The sequence below is a fragment of the Rathayibacter sp. AY1C5 genome (assembly GCF_002931705.1).
Classification (GTDB): domain Bacteria; phylum Actinomycetota; class Actinomycetes; order Actinomycetales; family Microbacteriaceae; genus Rathayibacter.
Genome location: NZ_PSWD01000022.1, coordinates 1 through 19583 on the forward strand (window position 1 = coordinate 1; position 19583 = coordinate 19583).

Genomic DNA, 19583 nt, shown 5'->3' on the forward strand with positions numbered 1-19583 from the left:
GTCCCGTCCCGTCCCGTCCCGTCCCAGGAGGACCGATGCCGTCCCGCTCCGCCCGCACCACCGGGATCGTCCTCGCCGCCCTCGGACTCGTCGCCGTCGTCCTCGCGATCGTGCTGCTCGTCCGGCCCGCCGGCGGGGGAGCGCCCGGCGCAGCCACGGCGTCCGCGGGCCCGTCCTCGGCGCCGTCCGGGACCGCTCCGGCGACGTCCGCCGCTCCCGGCTCCGCGGAGGCGGCCGACGGCGCCGCCGCCCCCGCACCGACGGTCTCCGCCGCTCCGTCCGGCACCGAGCCGGGCACCGGATCCGACGCTCCTCCCGCGATCGTCTCCTTCGCCTCCACCCCCGCCTCCGTCGACTGCGAGGGCGACCGCACCGCATCCGTCCCGCTCGCCCTGTCGTGGGAGACGAGCGGAGGCGCCACCGCCCGCCTGGCCGTCGGCACCACCGACGCGAGCGCGGGCGAGCCCGTCGACCTCGCGGCGTCCGGCTCCGCCGCCGTCACCGCCGACTGCCGCGACTCCGAGACCCTGATCACCCTCGCCGTCCTCGCTCCCGACGGCACCACCGCTCAGCGCACCCTCGTCGTCCCCGCCTCCTGAACCGCTCCGCCCGCGCGGAGGCGGTCCCGGAGGCGTCGAGCGGCCCCGGCACGGCAGAATGGGACACGATGACCTCCACACCCCCTCCGCTCGGCCTGCTCCTCGACGTCGACGGGCCCATCGCGAGCCCCGTCACGCGCACGATCTCGATCCCCGAGATCGCCGACGACCTCGTCACCCTGGCCAACGCCGGCATCCCGATCGTGTTCAACACGGGCCGCTCCGACGCGTTCCTGCGCGAGCGGGTCCTGCCCGCGCTCCTCGAGCGCGGCGTCTCGGCCGAGGCCCGCATCGTCTGCGTCTGCGAGAAGGGCGCCGTCTGGTTCACCGTCGACTACCGCGGCACCTCGGAGCCGATCGTCGACGAGTCGCTCGCGATCCCCGAGCCGGTGGCCCGCGACCTCGAGCGGATGATCCGCTCCGACTACGACGACCTGGTCTTCTTCGACGAGACCAAGCGCGCCATGGTCTCGGCCGAGCAGCTGGTCGACCTGCCGAGCGAGGACTACCTCGAGCGCCAGCTCGTCTTCGACGCCGACGCCCTGCAGATCATGACCGCCGCGGGCCTCGGAGTCGAGCGCCGCGGCATCCGGTACCCGAACGAGGAGGGGACGGTCGACTTCCGCATCGACCCGACCGTCATCTCGACCGACATCGAGTCGAACCGGCTCGGCAAGGACCTCGGCGCCCAGCGCGCCGTGGAGCTGCTCGGAGCGACCGGCGCGATCCCGCAGCGCTGGCGCACGGTCGGCGACTCCCGGAGCGACTACGCGATGGCCGACTGGCTGTTCGAGCACGCCTACGACGTCGCCCACGTCGACGTGCGGCCCGCAGAGGGCGTGCCCGAGAAGCCCTACCCGGTCCTCGTCGTCGACGGAGCCGTGAACGACGCGGCCGGCGCCGCCGTGCTCCGCCGCTGGACGGAGCTCGTCGCCGACGAGACGACGCCCGAGGTCGGCGGCGCGATCTCGCTCCATGCCCGGAGCTGATCCGCAACCCTCGTCCCTCGTCGCTCAGGCCCGTTAGCGTTCGAGCATGAGAATCGCAGTCACCGGTGGATCCGGCAAGCTCGGCCGCCACGTCGTCACCCGCCTCCGCGCCTCCGGGCACGAGGTCTTCAATCTGGACCGTGCGGGGGACCGCGGCGCGGGCTTCGTCCGCATCGACATCGCCGACTACGGCCAGGTCGTGGACGCGCTGCAGTCGGTGAACGACCAGTACGAGGGCATCGACGCGCTCGTGCACCTCGCCGCGATCCCCGCGCCGGGCCTCGTGCCCGACGTCGCCACGTTCCACAACAACATGATCGCGACGTTCAACGCGTTCCACGGAGCGATCCGTGCCGGCATCCGCAACGTCGTCTACGCCTCCAGCGAGACCGTGCTGGGCCTGCCCTTCGACGTCCCGCCGCCCTACATCCCGGTCGACGAGCAGTACCCGGCGCGCCCGGAGTCGGTCTACTCGCTCACCAAGCACCTCGAGGAGCAGATGGCGATCGAGCTGTGCCGCTGGCACCCGGACCTGAAGATCACGGGCCTGCGCTTCTCGAACGTCATGGACGAGGCCGACTACGCCGAGTTCCCGTCGTTCGACTCCGACGCGCTGCTGCGCAAGTGGAACCTCTGGGGCTACATCGACGGACGCGACGGAGCGCAGGCGGTCGAGAAGGCGCTGCTCGCCGAGACGACCGGGTTCGACCGCTTCATCATCGCCGCGGCCGACACCGTGATGACGCGCCCCAACGCCGAGCTGGTGGCCGAGGTGTTCCCCGGCGTCGAGCTGCGCGGCGACCTCGGGACCACCGGGACCCTGCTCTCGATCGACCACGCCCGCGAGGTCCTCGGCTACGCCCCCGAGCACTCCTGGCGCGACTCGCAGCAGGGCTGATCCGCGGGCCCGGCGCATCGGGGTCCGCGCTGTTCGTCGGTGGTGGACCTCGATGCGCGGGCTGCACCCGCTCCTCCGATCAGCAGGGGTGCGGTCGGCCCGTGACCGTGCCGGTCGAGGAGCGGCAGCGCGGCGTCTCGAGACCCGCCCTGTTCGTGCGCGGCTCGGCTCGCCGCCCCACGCACGAGCGCGCCCGGTCCGCAGGATGACTGCAGGCCGGGCGCGCTCCGTGGAGCCGAGGATCAGCTCGGGATGTAGTTGAAGGTGTCGGGGTCGGGGCCGGTGCGGTGGCCGCGGTCGAGCGCCGTGATGTCGGTCATCGCCTCGTCGTCGAGCTCGAAGTCGAAGAGGGCGAAGTTCTCCTCCACGCGCTTGCGGGTGACCGACTTCGGGAAGACGATGTCGCCGCGCTGGATGTGCCAGCGGAGCACGACCTGCGCCGGGCTGCGGTCGACGTTGCGCGCGATGCGGGTGATGGTGTCGTCGTCGAGGACGAGGCCCTGCGCGATCGGCGACCAGGCCTCGGTCGCGATGCCGTGCTCGGTGCCGTAGGCGCGGAGCTCCTGCTGCACGAGGTAGGGGTGCACCTCGATCTGGTTCACGGCCGGGACGATGGTCGCCTCGGCGCGGAGCCGGTTGAGGTGGTTGGTCTGGAAGTTGGAGACGCCGATCGCCTTCGCCTTGCCGCTGCGGTAGATCTCCTCCATCGCCTTCCAGGTCTCCAGGTAGTCGCCCACGTTCGGGAGCGGCCAGTGGATGAGGAAGAGGTCGACGTAGTCGAACTGCAGCTCGCCGAGGGTGACGTCGATCGCGGCGAGAGCGTCCTCGCGGGCGTGGAAGCCGTTGTTGAGCTTGCTGGTCACGAAGACCTCGGAGCGGTCGAGGCCGGAGGCGCGGACGGCCTCGCCGACGCCCGCCTCGTTGCCGTACATCTCGGCGGTGTCGATGTGGCGGTAGCCGACCTCGAGGGCCGCCAGGGTCGCGTCCTTGGTCTCGGCCGGGTCGATCTGGAACACGCCGAAGCCCAGCTGCGGGATCTCCACGCCGTTGTTCAGGGTGATCGTGGGGACCGTTGCGGTGTCGTCGCTCATGAGCGAGTACGTCCTTTCGTCGGGGCGAGGGCGCAGTGGAGCCGCGCCGTCGTGCCTCCAGTCCATCGCCTGCGGCTCTCAGCATCAACCCCTTGCGCGCTCGGCGGACATCCAGCTTCCCCCCGGAGGAGGAGTCGGATCCCCTGAGCAGAGGTGCGCCCGCTCCGGGAACGCCGAAGGCCCCCGGCACGGATGCCGGGGGCCTTCGGGGAGCGCGACTTACGCGCGGGACTTGCGGCCGACGATCGCGCCGTAGATGAGGAGGACGACGATCGCACCGACGACGGAGACGATGATGCTCACGATGTTGATGCCGTTGACGGCGTCCTGGATGCCGAACAGCGTGCTGAGGAAGCCGCCGAGCAGCGCGCCCACGATGCCGAGGACGATCGTGATGATCCATCCGCCGCCCTGCTTGCCCGGGAGGATGAGCTTGGCGAGCGCCCCGGCGATGAGGCCGAGGATGATCCAGCTGATGATGCCCATGAGGTTTCTCCTTCAGTTCGTGCTCGATCGGCCGTTCCGATGCGAGCGGAGACACCGGCGGGCCGGTGTCCTGTGAGTCGTGGAAGCGGGGGTCAGCGGAGGCGGCGCTGCACCTTGTCGCGGGCCGTGCTCGCGATGGCGGTGAGCTGCTTGGCCTCGCGCTTGGAGGTCTTCTTGAGCTTCTTGCGGGTCTTCTTCGTGGCCGGGTCGTTCCACACGCCGAGTGCGAGGTGGCGCAGCTCTTCGTAGCGGCCGCGGCCGGCGCGGGAGCCGAACACGTAGGCGGTGAAGGCGACCAGTGCCAGCAGGACGAGGCGGGGATTCATGCGGTGACCCTTCCATCGGAGAGCACCGGGTCGTGCTCGACACCCATTTGACTCTCCTGCGCAATCCATGACAAACCACGGCCCGACCATTGACAGGGACCCCTCGCATCGTGTTCCGCGTGCGCGTGTACCCGATTCAGCCGCAGGCCGGAGACGTCTCGGACGGGAAGCGAGCGTGGAGGTAGTGGCCGTAGCCGCCCTCGACCCGGTTGTCGCGGCGGCCGGAGGTGACCACCTCGCCGCGGTCCGTCGCTCCGACCCGGGCGCCGCTCGCGCGCAGCCGCTCGACGAGCAGGACGTCCTCGTGCAGCGGCTCCCGGCCGAAGCCGCCCGCCGCGAGGTATGCGCTCGCGCGGACGCCGAGGTTCGCGCCGTGGATGCTGCCGATCGACTCCTCCCGCGCGCGGACGTCTCGCCAGCGCGAGTAGGCACCGGGGGAGAGGTCGGCCGGGTCGGGCCGGACCGTGCCGAGCAGCGCGTCGTGCCGTCGGGAGTGCTCGACGTGGGCGGCCAGCCAGTCGCGGGGGACCACGGTGTCGGCGTCGGTGTTGGCGATCCACACCTGCTCGAGCGGAGCGGTGACGGAGGAGAGGGCGTGCGCGATCCCGGCGGAGCGGGCGACGCCGACTCCGCAGCGGGCGAGCTCCAGCACCTCGGCGCCGGCGGCGCGGGCCCGCTCACCGGTCGCGTCGGAGCAGCCGTCCGCGGCGACCACGAGGCGCATCCCGATTCCGGGCGCCCGATGGGCGAGGTGGGTCGCACTGGCCTGGACGGAGGCGATCAGGCCGCCGATCCGCTCCTCCTCGTCGCGCGCGGGCACGACGACCAGCACCTGCGCGAGCCGGCTCACACCAGCCCCGTCCGGCGGGCGACCGAGCGGGAGTCGCGGGCGTGGACCTCGAGCAGGACGTCCTCCTCCTCGTGGCGGGCGAGGCGGTGCAGGCCCAGCTCCGCCACGGCGGACTGCACGGCGTCGCCGTCCAGAGCGAGCCCCTCGATCGGATGCCGCCAGTGCACGGTGACGAGCTCCCCCGCGGGGGCGAGGGCGTCGCGGATGGTGCGCAGCACGCCGGGGAGGGCGTCGCCGAGGTAGTAGCCGACCTCCGAGAGCACGACCAGGTCGAACGGACCCTCCGGCACGCCGCGGGTGATGTCGTGGTGCTCGACCCGCACGTGCTCGAGCGGAGCGAGGCGGCGGGCGGCGCGCTCGACGGCGGCGCTCGACACGTCGATCGCCAGCAGGCGGTCGGCCCGGTCGGCCAGCGCCTCGGCCAGCACGCCGATCGAGGCGCCGATCTCCAGCACGGAGCCGTAGCGCTGCTCCGGCAGGCTCGCGAGGGTCAGGGCGCGCTTGCGCTGCTCGTACCAGCGGCTCGTGTACCCCCACGGGTCCTCGTGGCGGGCGTACAGCTCGTCGAAGTAGCTCATGCGATCCTCACCAGCCGGTCGTCCCCGGTGAAGGTGCGCAGGAAGAGCGGATGGAGCACCGGACCGGTCCCGTCGGGCCCGGGGCGGGTCTGGCTGGGATAGCGGGAGCGGGCACGGCGGGTGCGCTCGAGCAGCTCGTCGTCGAGCGGCAGGCGCACGAGGTCGCCCCACGGCACCTCGGGGTCCTCCGGGACCGCCCAGTGCCACAGCCAGATCGGCGCGGCGAGCAGCGGCTGCCCGAGCTCGCGCGCGACCTCCGCGCAGATCTCGCCGACCACGCGGTGGTCCCGGTGCCCGTCCCCGGTCCAGGTGGAGAGGAGCAGGACGGTCCCGGGGGCGCCGGCCGCCCGCTCGCGCACCTCGCGTGCGATGCGCTCGTGGTGCTCCGGGGTCGCCGAGTCCGGCACGTCGAGGAAGGCGAGCCCGATGCCGGGGCCGAGCTCCGCCAGTGCGTCCGAGGCCTCCCGCCGGCGCTCGGCAGCGAGGTCCGCGTCCCGCTCCCCATGGGCCGCGGCTCCGTCGGTCACGACGACGACGTCGACCGCGATCCCGCGCCGACGCGCGAGCGCGATGGTGCCGCCGCAGCCGAGGGTCTCGTCGTCGGCGTGCGCCACGACCACCAGGACGCGCCGGATCCCGTCGGGCAGGGTCAGCTCCGGGAGGCGGTCGCGGCGGCCGTCCGCGGTCCAGCGCTCGAGAGGAGTGCCCTCGAGGCGCCCGTCGAAGGGCCGGCTCACCAGGAGGCCGCCTCGCCCGAGGCGAGCACGGCGCGGCCGAGAGCGGCGTCGTCGCGCTCGGCGTGGTGCTGGCGGACGTAGAGCGCGAGGTCGGCGACGCGCTTGGCGTGCTCGGCGTCGAGGGCGAGCGGAGCCGGGCCGAGCGCGCGGCCGGCGCGGAGCAGGATCTCCTCGACCGCTCCGGCGACGCTCGCCCGCACGCGCTTGGCGAGCAGTGAGCCGCGGGGGCCGTCGGCCTCGCCCGCGTCGACCGCCGCGGCGGCCTCGTCCAGCGCCCGGCGCGACGCGGAGAGCGCCGTGTCGATCGCTCCGAGGTGGGCCAGGAGGTGCGGGTCCTCGCGTCGGGCTGCCGCTGCCGCGACGGCAGCCGCGACTCCGAGGGCTCCGCCGTGCCAGCAGGCGGCGACGCCGATGCCGCCCCAGGCGAAGCCGGGCCGCGAGAGGTACCAGCCGGCGTCCCCCACGGGGACGGCGCGGGTGCCGGAGAAGCGGACCGGTCCGCTGGGCACCTCCGTCAGGCCCCGCGCGTGCCAGGCGTCCTGCTCCGGCGTCGCCGACCCGTCGCGCAGCGCCACGGCGAAGAGGCGGCGCTCGCCGGAGGCGTCGCCGACGTGGGCGGTGACGAGGGCGGCGTCGAGGCGGTCGGCCAGCGAGCACCAGGGCTTCACTCCGTCGAGCAGCCAGTCGCCGTCGCTCTCGCGCGCGACCAGAGGATCCCCGCCGCCCTCGGCCGCGAAGACCCCCCAGGCGGCGTCGGCGGCGACTCCGAGTCCGGACGGGTCGAGCTCCGCCTCGCCGAGGATCGCGAGAGCGTCGAGGTGCGGCTCCACCGCGCGCGCGACGCCGAGGTCGTGCCGAGCCAGGCGCTCGAGGAGACCGTGCAGCTCGGCGGTGCGACCGGTGCCGGGCCGGGGCGCGTCGGCGCTCAGACCGCGCGCGAAGCCGAGCGCGCCGTCGACGTCGTGGGGGAGGAGAGAGGAGGAGTGCTGGTCCATCGCCTCCGAAACTACGCAGTCGAGCGGGCGGCGTCCGGCGATTGTCCCCGAACGGACGGGGTGCTAAGCGTCAGATGTCGAGGTCGTTGATCCTGTGCAGGAGAGAGGCGAAGAGCTCGACGTCGGCGAGCGCCCAGCTGCGCAGCTCCTCGTGCATCAGCGCCTGGTTCGAGCTGCGGATCTCGCGCAGCCGCGCGGCGGTCGCCGGAGTCACCGAGAGGATCGTGGCGCGGCCGTCCTGCGGGTCGGGGGTGCGCTCGAGGAAGCCGAGGCGGTCGAGCGCCGTGATCTGGCGGCTGAGCGCCGACTTGTCCATCTCGAGGAGCTCGGCCAGCACGCCCGAGTGCACGGGTCCGCGGCGCTCGAGCGCCGAGATCGTCTTGTAGCCCAGTGGCGTCAGCTCCGGGTGGAGACGCTCGGCGTAGGAGCGCATCGCCGCCCGCACACGGTTGAAGAGGGTGCTGAGCTCGCCCTCCACCGAGGCGATCGCGGAGTCGACGTCGCGGGCGGAGTCGGGGGTCGGGCCGGTCATGCCTCCAGCATCCCGCGCGAGGACCCTCCTCCTCGACTTGCGCCCGCGCGCCGCGATGACGTACGCTTCCCGAAGCCAAAGACCGCCGGTTTCCGGTGTGCGCACGAGCAGGGCCCCGGCCCCGCGGATCGCCACCGGACGAAGGATTCGCGAAGCGAATTGCCCGCGCAGGTGCACGAGTTCAGTTCCGCCTCACCGCGATCCCGAAGCTCCGCGCCCCTGTGCCGGAGCTTTTTTCTTTGCCTGCCTTCGGGCTACCGGCACGAGAATTCACAGGAGTAGCCATGGCGAACAAGGAAGCCTCGGTTGCCGAACTCACGGAGAAGTTCCAGAGCTCGACGGCCGTTCTGCTGACCGAGTACCGCGGTCTCACTGTTGCTCAGCTCAAGACGCTGCGCAAGGACATCAGTGAGCACGCAACCTACGCCGTGGTGAAGAACACGCTGACCAAGATCGCGGCGAACAACGCCGGTATCTCGTCCTTCGACGACGAGCTCGCTGGCCCCTCGGCCATCGCGTTCGTGCACGGCGACCCTGTCGCCGTCGCGAAGTCGCTGCGTGCCTTCGCCAAGGCAAACCCTCTCCTCGTGGTCAAGGGCGGTTACTTCGACGGTAACCCGCTGACCGCAGAAGAGGTGGGCAAGCTCGCCGACCTCGAGTCCCGCGAAGTTCTGCTCGGCAAGCTCGCCGGCGCCTTCAAGGCCTCGCTGTTCGGCGCCGCATATCTGTTCAACGCTCCGCTCTCGAAGGCCGTTCGCACGGTCGAGGCGCTGCGCGAGAAGCAGGAGTCCGCGAGCTGACGTCTTCCCCTTCCGGGAAGCAGTGCGCGCGCGGTTCGTAGACAAAGAAAAACAAGGAGAAAAATCATGGCAAAGCTCACGCAGGACGAGCTCATCGAGGCCTTCAAGGAGCTCACGCTCATCGAGCTCTCGGAGTTCGTCAAGAAGTTCGAAGAGGTCTTCGAGGTCACCGCTGCGGCGCCCGTCGCCGCCGCCGGTGTGGCCGGCCCGGCCGCCCCCGCCGAAGAGGTCGAGGAGCAGACCGAGTTCGACGTCGTGCTCGAGGCCGCCGGCGAGAAGAAGATCCAGGTCATCAAGGAGGTGCGCGCCCTCACCAGCCTCGGCCTCGGTGAGGCGAAGGCGCTCGTCGACGGTGCCCCCAAGGCGGTCCTCGAGGCCGTCAACAAGGAGACCGCCGAGAAGGCCAAGGCTCAGCTCGAGGGCGCCGGCGCGACCGTCACCGTCAAGTAATCCCCTTCACCCGTCGCGGGTGCCGGCTCCGGTCGGTCGCTCGTCAGGGTGACGCAGGCACGCCTGCAGACGCAGGGCGTCGTCTCCTCGGAGGCGGCGCCCTTCGTCGTTCCCGGCCGTTGGCGGCGCGCGCCCCTAGGATCGGAGCGTGACTGCTCACGATCTGCTCGCCGGGCTCCCCGCCCGCGACGTCCCGCCCAGCGAGGTCTCGCTCAGCGAGCTCCTGAGCGACTTCGTCTCGGTGACGCACCGGATCACCCGCCTTGCCGCCCAGGCGACCGGCAACCAGGAGTCGCAGGCCGTCTGGCGCACGCTCTCGGTGCTCCTCTCGATGGGCCCGATGCGCCTGGGGGAGCTCGCCTCCCAGAGCCGCGTCTCGCAGCCCACGATGACCAAGATCGTGAAGAACCTCGTCGAGACCGGCTGGCTCGACCGCATCGCCGATCCCCTCGACGCGCGCGCCTGGCAGATCCGCCTGGCTCCCGCCGGCGCGGACGCGCTGAACGCCTGGCGGACCGACCTCGGCGACGCGCTGACGCCGATCTTCGCCGATCTGACTCCGGAGGACCGCCGCGTCCTCGAGCGCGCCGTCGAGATCATGCACGAGCGCCTCGTCGTCGGCCCGCGCGACTGACCCCCTCCCGCACGGTTCCGCCGCGCGGCACACTGGTCGCGTGCAGATGCGACTCGAGCTCGTCCCCCTCCCCGTCAGCGACGTCGACCGCGCGGTCGCCTTCTACACGGAGGTGATGGGCTTCCACCTCGACCACGACGTGCGGCCCTCCGCCGCGATGCGCGTGGTCCAGCTCACCCCGCCCGGCTCGGCCTGCTCGATCGTGGTCGGCAGCGGGATGGGCCCCGGTCCGGAGGAGGGCGTCGTCCGCTCCCTCCACCTCGTCGTCAACGACATCGCCGCCGCTCGCGCGGAGCTCGTCGGCCGCTCGCTCGAGATCAGCGAGGTCCAGGACCTGGGCGGCGTGCAGTACGCGTACTTCGCCGATCCGGACGGCAACACCTGGGCGCTCCAGGAGATCGGGAGCAGGACGCCCCCGGAGTGAGTCAGTCCTCGGGCCAGCGGACCCGGGCGTCGACGTCCGGGTGCTTGCGCAGCCAGGCCGCGACGAAGGGGCAGCGCGGGACGACCGTGCCGCCCGCCTCCGTGATCGCGGTGACCGCGGCCAGCGCGAGGATGCTCCCGAGGCCGTGGCCCTCCCACGCGTCGTCGACGACGGTGTGGGTGAGCGTCACCTCGTCGCCCTGGCGGGTGTACGCGGCGAAGCCGGCCGGGGTGCCGCCGACCTCGATCACGAAGCGGGACCGCTCGGGGACGTCGCGGACGGTGGGGGTGTCGGAGTCGCTCATGCTCCGATTCTCGCTCCCCGCGGCGCCGAGGTGCTGGTGCGGATCACCAGCGAGGCGGGGATCAGCGTGTGGCGGGCCGGGGGAGGGGGCTCGCCGCGACCGAGGGCGGCCAGCGCGTCCAGCACCAGCGCGACCGCGAGCTCGCCCTGCTGACGCGGGTCCTGGCGGATCGAGCTGAGACCGAAGAGCTCGGCGAGGGGGTGGTCGTCGATCCCGATGACGGAGACGTCCTCGGGCACCGAGAGGCCGAGCTCGCGCGCCGCGAGGATGATCCCGATCGCGATCTCGTCGGAGGCGGCGAAGATCGCCGTCGGCCGGGTCCGCGGGTCGCCGAGGACCTGCCGTCCGGCGCTGTGCCCGCCGGGGATGTCGAAGGTGGTGGGCACGATGTCCTGCGCGCCCGGCTCGAGGCCGGCGGCCGCGAGCGCCTGGCGGAAGCCGTCGCGGCGCTGGGTATGGACGTGGAAGTCCATCTCCTCCTCCGCGAGCCCGCCGATGTGGACGACCCGCTCGTGGCCGAGGGAGAGCAGGTGCTCCGTGGCGAGGCGGGAGGCGGCGACGTCGTCGATGCTGAAGGTGGGGATGCCGGGGAGCTCGCCGCCGATGCCGACGATGGGCTTGCCCAGGGCGAGGAGCGCCTCCGTCTCGTGCGGCGATATCTCGAGGGTGACGGCGACGATCGCGTCGACGCGCTTGCGGACGAGGTAGTACTCGAACACGCTCCGGCGGGCGTCGAGGTGCTTGTCGATGTTGTAGAGGAGCAGGTCGTAGCCGGCGGCGAGCAGGGCGCGCTCGATGCCCTCGATGATCCCGGCGAAGAACCACTGGTTGATGATCGGGATGATCACGGCGATGTTGTTGCTGCGGCCGGTGACGAGGCTGGAGGCGTTGGCGGAGACGACGTAGCCCAGGCTCGTCGCGGCGCGCTCGACGCGCTGCTTCGTCCCCGCGGAGACGTAGCCCCGGCCGCTGAGCGCGCGCGAGACCGTCGCCTTCGACACTCCTGCGAGCTCGGCCACCTCTTCGATGCCTGGCACGGCGTTCCTCCCGACCGTCCGGCCTCGATGCTGGAAACGGTTCCAGGAAGTTATACCCCGCCCGGCGGCCGGGCGTCGCGCCGAGATCGACCTCCGCCCGGCCCGGCCGCCGCGATCGCTGTTCTGACGCCGAATCGTTATCTCAGAGAGCGCTCTATCACTGGCGTTGTGCTTTCATCGTTCTTGTGGAAAGGTTTCCCTCCGTGGGAGCCCACCCACACGAATCCGGTGATCCGCTCGGAGTTCCTCCTGGCATCGCCATCACCAGCATCCGAGTCGTCGCGGCACACGCTTCGAGCCGCCACAGCCTCCCGATCCCGATCGGCGAGGAGCGGCCTGCTCGGCTGGTTCCACCACTCAATGAGGAGGAAGAATGCGGTCATCCCTGCACCGCCGTATCACCGTCCCGGTCGCCGTTCTGGCAGCGGCCGGCATCGCACTCGCGGGCTGCTCCAGCAGCAGTGACCCCAACGACCCGAACGCCGGCGGCGGCAGCTCGGCCGGCACGGTCGGCACCGCCGACGGCGTCGTCAACGTCTACGGCACCATCAACGGCGACGAGGCCACCCTTCTCGAGCAGTCCTGGGCGGACTGGGAGAAGGAGAGCGGCATCGAGATCAAGTACACGGGCGACAAGGAGTTCGAGAAGCAGATCGGCATCAAGGTCCAGGGTGGCGACACCCCCGACCTCGCGATCTTCCCGCAGCCGGGTCTGCTCGCCGACACCGTCGCCTCCGGCAAGGTGCAGGAGCTCCCCGAGGGCGCCCTCGCCAACGTCAAGCAGAACTGGTCCGAGGACTGGCAGAAGTACGGCCAGGTCGACGGCACCCAGTACGGCGCGCCGCTGATGGCGTCCGTCAAGGGCTACATCTGGTACTCCCCGGCCAAGTTCAAGGAGTGGGGCGTCTCCGTTCCCACGACGTGGGACGAGATGGAGGCGCTCGGCAAGACGATCGCCGAGAAGACCGGCGGACCGTCCTGGTGCGCGGGCTTCAACTCCGGTGAGGCCTCCGGCTGGCCCGGAACCGACTGGATCGAGGACGCCGTCCTCCGCGAGGCCGGCCCCGACGTCTACGACTCCTGGGTCGCGGGCGACACCCCCTTCACCGACCCGGCCATCAAGTCCGCGTTCGACTCCGTCGGATCGATCCTCCTCGACCCGACCCTCGTCAACGCCGGCTACGGCGATGTGAAGTCGATCAACTCCACCGCCTTCGGCGACGTCGCCCAGAACATGGCGAACGGCACCTGCGCGCTGACCCACCAGGCCTCGTTCTTCGAGGGCTTCCTGACCTCGGCCGGCGCCAACGTGGCCGAGGACGGCGACGTGTGGGCCTTCCTCACCCCGCCGGTCAAGGCCGACGACGCCCAGGCCGTCACCGGTGGTGGCGAGATGGTCGCCGCGTTCTCGAACGACGAGGACACCGCGAAGGTCCAGGAGTACCTGGCCAGCGCCGACTGGGCCAACAGCCGCGTCTCCCTCGGCGGCGTCATCTCCGCGAACACCGGTCTCGACCCGGCCAACGCGGGCAGCGACGTCCTGAAGGACTCCATCGCGATCCTCCAGAACCCGGACACCACGTTCCGCTTCGACGCGTCCGACCTCATGCCGAAGGCAGTGGGCTCGGACAGCTTCTTCAAGGGCATGGTCGACTGGATCGACGGCACGAGCACCGACCAGGCGCTCGAGGAGATCCAGGCCGGCTACACCTCCTAGCAGCGGAGCAGAGCCGCCGCTCCCGAGTGGCGGCTCAGCTGTGACGGCCCGGCCCCCGGATCCACGGATCCCGGGGCCGGGCCCCTCCTGAGTCCAGAGTCGCACTCGAAAGGGCGTCCATGTCCCCCATCACCATCTCGGGGTTCTTCCAATGGCTGGCGGGAATCCCGCCGCTCGCGCAGATCCCGCTCATCCTCCTGGCCTTCGCGGCCGTGGTGGCGCTCATCCTCTTCTTCGTCGAGATCGCGCCCCGCCGCGGCACCGGCTACACGGTCCTCCGGCTCGCGGTGACGGTCGTCCTGCCGGTCGTCCTCCTGCTGGTCTTCGGCCTCTACAACTCCGTCCTCTGGGTCGCGGTGGTGGCCGCCGTCATCGGCGGCGCGCTGTTCCTGCTCGACTTCCGGTCCCGCAAAGGCGCGGGCTACGGACTCCAGCTCATCGCGTTCATGGCACCGGCCGCCTTCTTCATCCTCATCGGCCTGATCTACCCGACGATCACGACGGCCATCAACGCGTTCATGAAGAACGACGGCTCCGGATTCGCCGGCATCGACAACTTCGTCTGGGTCTTCACCAGCCCCGACGGCATCACCGCCTTCCTCAACACGGTGGTCTGGGTGCTCCTGGCCCCGATCACGGCGACCGCGATCGGTCTCGCCTACGCGGTCTTCATCGACAAGAGCCGCGGCGAGAAGTTCTTCAAGCTGCTGGTCTTCATGCCGATGGCGATCTCGTTCGTCGGCGCGTCGATCATCTTCAAGTTCTTCTACGACGTGCGCCAGGGCGAGCAGATCGGCCTCCTCAACGGCATCCTCACCGCCTTCGGCGCCCCGCCGGTCGACTGGCTGGGACTCGAGCCGTGGAACACGCTGTTCCTCGTCGTCGTCCTCATCTGGACCCAGGCCGGATTCGCCATGACGGTGCTCTCCGCCGCCATCAAGGGCGTCCCCTCCGAGCAGCTCGAAGCGGCCTCGCTCGACGGAACCAGCGCGTGGCAGTCCTTCTGGAACGTCACCGTCCCCGGCATCCGCTCCTCGATCGTGGTCGTCCTCACGACGATCTCGATCGCGTCGCTGAAGGTCTTCGACATCGTCTCGGCGATGACCGGTGGCCGCTCCGACACCACGGTCCTCGCGTTCGAGATGGTCCGCCAGTTCCAGCTCGGCGCCCGCAGCGGCTACAGCGCGGCCCTCGCGGTCATCCTGTTCCTGCTCGTGCTCCCGATCGTCGTCTACAACGCCCGCCAGCTCGCCAAGCAGAGGGAGATCCGATGAGCGTCACGCCCACTCCGATCCAGGTTCCGGTCGACCGCAGCACCGAGCGCGCGCTCGCCCGCGGCGAGTCCAGGATCGAGGCGGCCAGCGGCAAGGTCAAGAAGGCGACGACATCGCGCGGCGCCACTCTCGCCGCGCTGATCATCGCCGTCATCTGGACCGTCCCCACCCTCGGCCTGTTCATCTCGTCGTTCCGCCCCGCGAACGACATCAAGACGACCGGCTGGTGGACGATCTTCGCCAACCCCGGCTTCACCCTCGACAACTACGCGAACGCGCTCAACTCGGGCGACAGCCTGACCCTGGGCAAGGCGTTCGTGAACTCGCTGGTCATCACGCTGCCGGCGGCGCTGATCCCGATCACGATCGCCAGCCTCGCCGCCTACGCGTTCGCCTGGATCGACTTCAAGGGCCGCAACACGCTCTTCGTCCTCGTGTTCTCGCTCCAGATCGTCCCCATCCAGATGGCGCTCGTGCCGTTGCTGCAGCTGTTCTCGGACGGCCTGCGCATCGGAGGGCTCTACATCCTCCCCGGCCTCGGGGTGAACGGGTTGGACGGCTCCTACGCGAAGGTGTGGATCGCGCACACGATCTTCGCGCTCCCGCTCGCGATCTTCATGCTCCACAACTTCATCTCCGAGATCCCCGGCGAGGTCATCGAAGCGGCACGAGTGGACGGCGCCGGACACGGCCAGATCTTCTTCCGCATCGTGCTCCCGCTCTCGGTCCCCGCCATCGCCTCCTTCGGCATCTTCCAGTTCCTCTGGGTCTGGAACGACCTGCTGGTCGCGACGGTCTTCACCTCCGGACAGGGGCTGCCGATCACGAAGGCGCTGCAGGACCTCACCGGCTCCTACGGCCAGTCGTGGGAGCTGCTCACGGCCGGCGCGTTCATCTCGATCATCGTGCCGCTCATCGTGTTCTTCTCCCTCCAGAGGTTCTTCGTCCGCGGCCTCCTCGCCGGCGCCACCAAGGGCTGACGACCCGCGGGGGTGCCGTGGGCGGCGTTGTCGTCGTCGGCGGTAGCTCCGCTACAGCTCTCCTCCTCCGCCTTGCCCACGACACCCCCGCGGGCCGTCAGCACTGCTCGTCGGGGGGAATAGGGTGCACGAACGAAGGCCCGGGTCCTGCTGCGCAGGACCCGGGCCTTCGTCGTGCGGTGGCGCCGGGGGCGGCCACCAGGGGAGCACGGCGCCGGGGGCGGCCGACTGAGGCACGGCGCCGGGGGCGGGCGACGGGGAGCGGCGCCTGCGGCGGCCGTCTCGGGCCGGGGGCGGCTAGCGGCGGAGCGGCGTATCGAGACCTGCGGACCGCATGGTGGTCGAGTAGCGGTGGAGCGGCGTGTCGAGACCGGGCACCGGAGAGGTACCCGGCACGGGCATCGGGTGCGGGACGGCGCGTCGGCGCGGCGCGGGCTTGCACGACTTCGCCGTGGGCGGAAGGGCGGGGGTCCGGAGGCGGGCGGGGCTAGGGTCGAGCCGTGAGCAGGATGGGTGACGTCGCGGCAGGCGGCGGGATGCGCGGAGGGGCGCGCGGCGGGAGGATCTCGAGCAGCGATCCGGACAGCCAGCGGGAGATCAACGCGGCGGCTCCGAAGGTCGACGACCTGCTCCGGCGCATCGCGGGACTCTTCCGCGACCACCGCCCCAAGCTCACGCTCACCGTGATCCTCGTGCTCGTCGGCGCCGCCCTCACGGTGGTGCCGCCGCTCCTCACCCAGCTGGCCTTCGACCGCGGGCTCTTCCCGCCCGGCGGACGCCCGAACCTCCCCGTGCTGCTCGAGCTGGTCGGCGTCATGGTGCTGGTCTGGGCGTTCTCGGCGATCCTCGGCGTCTGGCAGACCTACCTCACCGCGACCGTCGGCAACACGGTCATGGGGGAGCTGCGCATCCGCCTCTTCCGCCACCTGCAGGCGATGGAGCTCGGCTTCTTCACCCGCACCCGCACCGGCGTCATCCAGTCGCGCCTCGCCAACGACGTGGGCGGCGTGGCCAACGTGCTCACGAACACCGTCTCGAGCGTGCTCGGCAACACCGTCACCGTGATCGCGGCCGTCGTCGCGATGCTCCTGCTCTCGTGGCAGATGACGATCGTCGCCCTCGTCCTCACTCCGGTGCTCGTCGTGGCCCAGCGCCGCGTCGGCCAGGTGAGGGCGCGCATCGCGACGAAGACGCAGGAGTCGCTGTCCGAGATGACCGCGATCACCCAGGAGACCCTGAGCGTCTCGGGCATCCTCCTGGCCAAGAGCTTCGGCCGCCAGGAGTCGGAGGTGACGCGCTACGCCGACGAGAACGGCCGCCAGATCGAGCTCCAGGTGCGGCAGCAGATGTCTGGCCAGTGGTTCTTCGCGATGGTGCAGATCTTTCTCTCCGTCATCCCCGTGATCGTGTACCTCGTGGCCGCCTGGCTGATCCTCGGCGGCACCACCGTCACCGCCGGGACCGTCGTGGCCTTCACCACCGTGCAGGCGCGCCTGATGTGGCCGCTCCTGGGCCTGATGCGCGTCGCGCTCGACCTGCAGACGGCCGGAGCGCTGTTCGCCCGCATCTTCGAGTACCTGGACCTGCGCCCGGCGATCACGGACAGGGCAGATGCACGCGAGGTCTCGGGCGAGCTCGGCCGGGTCGAGCTCGACGACGTCGTGTTCCGCTACCCCGACCAGGCGGAGGACGCGCGCCCGACGCTCGACCACGTCTCGGTCGCGATCGAGCCGGGCCAGTTCGTCGCCTTCGTCGGTCCCTCCGGCGCGGGCAAGACCACCATCTCGTACCTCGTCCCGCGCCTCTACGACGTGGCCGGGGGAGCGGTGCGCTTCGCCGGCACCGACGTGCGCGAGCTGCGGCAGGAGTCGCTCGTGGCGCACATCGGCATCGTCAGCCAGGAGACCTACCTCTTCCACGCGACGATCGGCGACAACCTCCGCTACGCCCGCCCGGACGCGACGCAGGAGGAGCTGGAGGCGGCCGCCCGCGCCGCGAACATCCACGCGACGATCACGTCGTTCCCCGACGGCTACGACACGCTGGTCGGCGAGCGTGGCTACCGGCTCTCCGGAGGCGAGAAGCAGCGGCTCGCGATCGCGCGCGTCCTGCTGAAGGACCCGGCGGTCCTCATCCTCGACGAGGCGACCAGCGCCCTCGACACCGTCTCGGAGCGGATCGTCCAGACCGCGCTCGACGACGCCGCCCGCGGCCGCACCACCATCGCGATCGCCCACCGGCTCTCGACCATCGTGTCGGCCGACGTCATCCACGTCGTCGAGGGCGGCCGGATCGTCGAATCGGGCACCCACCGCGAGCTGCTCGGCCTCGGCGGCCTCTACGCCTCGCTCTACGCGCAGCAGACGGAGTCGGCCCTCCAGGGCTGAGCCGCGGATCGGCGGCCGGACTCCGCGGGGCTACTCGCAGCCGACGCCGTCTGAGTCGCCGGGCTCCGTGCACGGCGTCGGCGGAGAGCACGTGCCACTCCCCGGTGAGGGAGGCGCACCAGTCTCAGCCGATGTCGTGCGCGCCGGAGGCGGTCACTCCACCGGCCGGTCCTCGAGCATCTGCTCCATCAGCGAGATCTCGGCCTCCTGGGCCTTCACGACGGAGGAGGCGAAGTCGGTGGCGACCGTCACGCGGCTCCGGGCGAGCAGCGCCTCGGCCATGTCGATCGCGCCGCGGTGGTGGGCGATCATCAGCTCGAGGAACATCCGGTCGAAGTCTCGGCCCGACGCGCTGCTGAGGGCGGTGATCTGGTCCGGTGTCGCGAGACCGGGCATGCTCGCCGGCACGACGCCGTCCTCGGTCCCCATCCCCATCGACGAGTGCTCGTCGGCGGCTCCGGCCAGGGTCGGCCGGCCCATCCAGGTCATCGAGGGCTCCGGAGCAGCCTGCGGCAGGCCCCACGAGTTCAGCCAGCCGAAGAGCTGCCCGGCCTGCTGCTGCTGGGTGAGCAGGATGTCCTTCGAGACGGTGAGGACCTCGTCGTCGGCGCTGCGCTCGCGGGCGATCATCGCCAGCTCGGCGCCCTGCAGGTGGTGCACCTGCATGTCGCGCGCGAAGCCCGCTTCGGCGCTGGCGCTCGAGGGCGTCGCGGCGGAGGCGAACGGAGCGAGCGCGCCGAAGAGGTAGCCGCCGGCCGCCCCGAGGAGGAGCGCGACCACGGCGACCGCGGCGACGAGGATCCGGCCCCTACTGCTTGCCGGGCGCATCGATCCCTCCGGTGCAGGGGGCGCCGGGCTCCGGAGCGCTCGAGGACTGCCAGAAGCGCTCGACGAAGGCGTCGATGCGGGGGTCCTCGGGCGAGTCGATCGCGACCTGGGCGTCCCAGGCGCTCAGCACGATGGGCGACTCGAGGCCCTCGTAGGGCGAGACGACGGAGTAGGTGTCGGGCATCGCGGCGATCAGCGCGTCGACCTCGCTCTGCGGGAGCTCGGGGTCGTACGTGGCCCAGACGGCGCCGTGCTCGAGGTCGTGCACCGCGTTCTCGTTCGGGACGGGCTCGTCGTAGACGCCGCAGTTCATCCACACGGCGTTGTGCGGGCCGCCCGCCGGCGGGGTCTGCGGGTAGTCGACGGCGCCGGCGACGTGGGTGGCGTCGTTGTCGAAGGTCTGCAGGCCGTCGATCTCGCGCGCCTCGACGATCTGCTGGTTCCCGAAGACGGTGACCGCGACGATCCCGCCGACCGCGAGGACGGCCAGGGCCGACAGCGACCAGATCCAGATGCGGGAGCCGCGCTTGCGGCGGTCCTGCTCGCGCTTGTAGGCCTCGAGCTTCTCCTGTCGGGCGCGGTTCTTGGCGGACATCGTGTCTTTGGGCACGGCGGCGTCTCTCGTTCTGAGGGCGGAAGGCGCCTGGGGCGGGCGCAGGCGCCTGAG

General features: G+C 71.3%; 23 protein-coding genes. 11 read left to right on the forward strand and 12 right to left on the reverse strand.

Annotated features, from left to right (window positions below):
- Positions 1-35: 35 nt before the first annotated feature.
- The 3 genes from C5C57_RS13640 (at position 36) to C5C57_RS13650 (ending at position 2486) form a co-directional block, all read left to right on the forward strand.
- A complete protein-coding gene (locus C5C57_RS13640) occupies positions 36-599 on the forward strand; it encodes a hypothetical protein (RefSeq protein ID WP_104224326.1) in 564 nt (187 codons plus the stop codon).
- Between the two features lie 68 nt (positions 600-667).
- Positions 668-1588 (forward strand): hypothetical protein, encoded by a 921-nt coding sequence (locus tag C5C57_RS13645; protein ID WP_104234599.1) that lies wholly within the window; start codon positions 668-670, stop codon positions 1586-1588.
- A gap of 46 nt (positions 1589-1634) precedes the next feature.
- Positions 1635-2486 (forward strand): NAD(P)-dependent oxidoreductase, encoded by an 852-nt coding sequence (locus C5C57_RS13650; protein WP_104227477.1) that lies wholly within the window; start codon positions 1635-1637, stop codon positions 2484-2486.
- Positions 2487-2728: 242 nt separating this feature from the next.
- Here the strand turns inward: C5C57_RS13650 and C5C57_RS13655 are convergent, their stop codons facing one another.
- The 8 genes from C5C57_RS13655 to C5C57_RS13690 all read right to left on the reverse strand — a co-directional run bounded on the left by C5C57_RS13655 (position 2729) and on the right by C5C57_RS13690 (position 8081).
- Entirely contained in the window at positions 2729-3577 is an 849-nt protein-coding gene (locus C5C57_RS13655; RefSeq protein WP_104248244.1) for an aldo/keto reductase, read from the reverse strand.
- A gap of 219 nt (positions 3578-3796) precedes the next feature.
- Positions 3797-4063, reverse strand: a complete 267-nt coding sequence (locus C5C57_RS13660) for a GlsB/YeaQ/YmgE family stress response membrane protein (protein WP_104224330.1) — start codon at positions 4061-4063, stop codon at positions 3797-3799.
- 92 nt (positions 4064-4155) lie between these two features.
- Positions 4156-4389, reverse strand: a complete 234-nt coding sequence (locus C5C57_RS13665; protein WP_104248243.1) for a hypothetical protein — start codon at positions 4387-4389, stop codon at positions 4156-4158.
- 136 nt (positions 4390-4525) lie between these two features.
- Entirely contained in the window at positions 4526-5239 is a 714-nt protein-coding gene (locus C5C57_RS13670; protein WP_104248242.1) for a glycosyltransferase family 2 protein, read from the reverse strand.
- Positions 5236-5817: a class I SAM-dependent methyltransferase gene (locus C5C57_RS13675; RefSeq protein WP_104234596.1), complete on the reverse strand. Its 582-nt coding sequence runs from the start codon at positions 5815-5817 to the stop codon at positions 5236-5238. Before C5C57_RS13675 ends, C5C57_RS13670 begins: the two co-directional genes overlap by 4 nt.
- Positions 5814-6554 carry a PIG-L deacetylase family protein gene (locus C5C57_RS13680; RefSeq protein WP_181027272.1) on the reverse strand — a complete coding sequence of 247 codons (741 nt, stop codon included), beginning with the start codon at positions 6552-6554 and terminating at the stop codon, positions 5814-5816. Before C5C57_RS13680 ends, C5C57_RS13675 begins: the two co-directional genes overlap by 4 nt.
- Positions 6551-7549, reverse strand: coding sequence for an acyl-CoA dehydrogenase (locus C5C57_RS13685; protein ID WP_219812390.1), 999 nt, complete (start codon positions 7547-7549; stop codon positions 6551-6553). Before C5C57_RS13685 ends, C5C57_RS13680 begins: the two co-directional genes overlap by 4 nt.
- A gap of 70 nt (positions 7550-7619) precedes the next feature.
- On the reverse strand, positions 7620-8081 hold the full coding sequence (locus C5C57_RS13690) for a MarR family winged helix-turn-helix transcriptional regulator (protein WP_104224334.1): 462 nt from the start codon (positions 8079-8081) through the stop codon (positions 7620-7622).
- A gap of 284 nt (positions 8082-8365) precedes the next feature.
- Here C5C57_RS13690 and rplJ point away from each other — a divergent pair, with 284 nt between their 5' ends.
- From rplJ to C5C57_RS13710, 4 genes are all read left to right on the forward strand, one after another.
- The gene (gene rplJ / locus C5C57_RS13695; protein ID WP_055791018.1) at positions 8366-8881 is read left to right on the forward strand and encodes a 50S ribosomal protein L10; all 516 of its coding nucleotides are present in this window, start codon (positions 8366-8368) and stop codon (positions 8879-8881) included.
- Between the two features lie 66 nt (positions 8882-8947).
- Positions 8948-9331: a 50S ribosomal protein L7/L12 gene (gene rplL, locus C5C57_RS13700; RefSeq protein ID WP_104224335.1), complete on the forward strand. Its 384-nt coding sequence runs from the start codon at positions 8948-8950 to the stop codon at positions 9329-9331.
- 148 nt (positions 9332-9479) lie between these two features.
- The gene (locus C5C57_RS13705) at positions 9480-9965 is read left to right on the forward strand and encodes a MarR family winged helix-turn-helix transcriptional regulator (RefSeq protein ID WP_244229591.1); all 486 of its coding nucleotides are present in this window, start codon (positions 9480-9482) and stop codon (positions 9963-9965) included.
- 40 nt (positions 9966-10005) lie between these two features.
- Positions 10006-10389: a VOC family protein gene (locus tag C5C57_RS13710; protein ID WP_181069218.1), complete on the forward strand. Its 384-nt coding sequence runs from the start codon at positions 10006-10008 to the stop codon at positions 10387-10389.
- A 1-nt stretch (position 10390) separates the two neighbouring features.
- On the opposite strand, the gene C5C57_RS13715 is transcribed toward C5C57_RS13710, so the two are convergent.
- Entirely contained in the window at positions 10391-10693 is a 303-nt protein-coding gene (locus tag C5C57_RS13715; RefSeq protein WP_104262982.1) for a GNAT family N-acetyltransferase, read from the reverse strand.
- Positions 10690-11730 carry a LacI family DNA-binding transcriptional regulator gene (locus tag C5C57_RS13720; RefSeq protein ID WP_104224337.1) on the reverse strand — a complete coding sequence of 347 codons (1041 nt, stop codon included), beginning with the start codon at positions 11728-11730 and terminating at the stop codon, positions 10690-10692. The genes C5C57_RS13715 and C5C57_RS13720 overlap by 4 nt, the downstream gene beginning before the upstream one ends.
- Before the next feature lie 373 nt (positions 11731-12103).
- On the opposite strand from C5C57_RS13720, the gene C5C57_RS13725 reads away from it, so the two are divergent.
- The 4 genes from C5C57_RS13725 to C5C57_RS13740 all read left to right on the forward strand — a co-directional run bounded on the left by C5C57_RS13725 (position 12104) and on the right by C5C57_RS13740 (position 18088).
- Positions 12104-13447, forward strand: a complete 1344-nt coding sequence (locus tag C5C57_RS13725; RefSeq protein WP_104227181.1) for an ABC transporter substrate-binding protein — start codon at positions 12104-12106, stop codon at positions 13445-13447.
- Between the two features lie 119 nt (positions 13448-13566).
- Positions 13567-14721 (forward strand): carbohydrate ABC transporter permease, encoded by a 1155-nt coding sequence (locus tag C5C57_RS13730; protein WP_181027270.1) that lies wholly within the window; start codon positions 13567-13569, stop codon positions 14719-14721.
- Complete coding sequence (locus C5C57_RS13735; RefSeq protein ID WP_104224339.1) at positions 14718-15701, forward strand: carbohydrate ABC transporter permease; 984 nt, start codon at positions 14718-14720, stop codon at positions 15699-15701. The genes C5C57_RS13730 and C5C57_RS13735 overlap by 4 nt, the downstream gene beginning before the upstream one ends.
- Before the next feature lie 509 nt (positions 15702-16210).
- Positions 16211-18088 (forward strand): ABC transporter ATP-binding protein, encoded by a 1878-nt coding sequence (locus C5C57_RS13740; protein WP_104297740.1) that lies wholly within the window; start codon positions 16211-16213, stop codon positions 18086-18088.
- A 153-nt stretch (positions 18089-18241) separates the two neighbouring features.
- On the opposite strand, the gene C5C57_RS13745 is transcribed toward C5C57_RS13740, so the two are convergent.
- Positions 18242-18916 carry a DUF305 domain-containing protein gene (locus C5C57_RS13745; protein WP_104261751.1) on the reverse strand — a complete coding sequence of 225 codons (675 nt, stop codon included), beginning with the start codon at positions 18914-18916 and terminating at the stop codon, positions 18242-18244.
- Complete coding sequence (locus C5C57_RS13750) at positions 18897-19526, reverse strand: DUF3105 domain-containing protein (RefSeq protein WP_244230507.1); 630 nt, start codon at positions 19524-19526, stop codon at positions 18897-18899. Before C5C57_RS13750 ends, C5C57_RS13745 begins: the two co-directional genes overlap by 20 nt.
- Between the last annotated feature and the right edge of the window lie 57 nt (positions 19527-19583).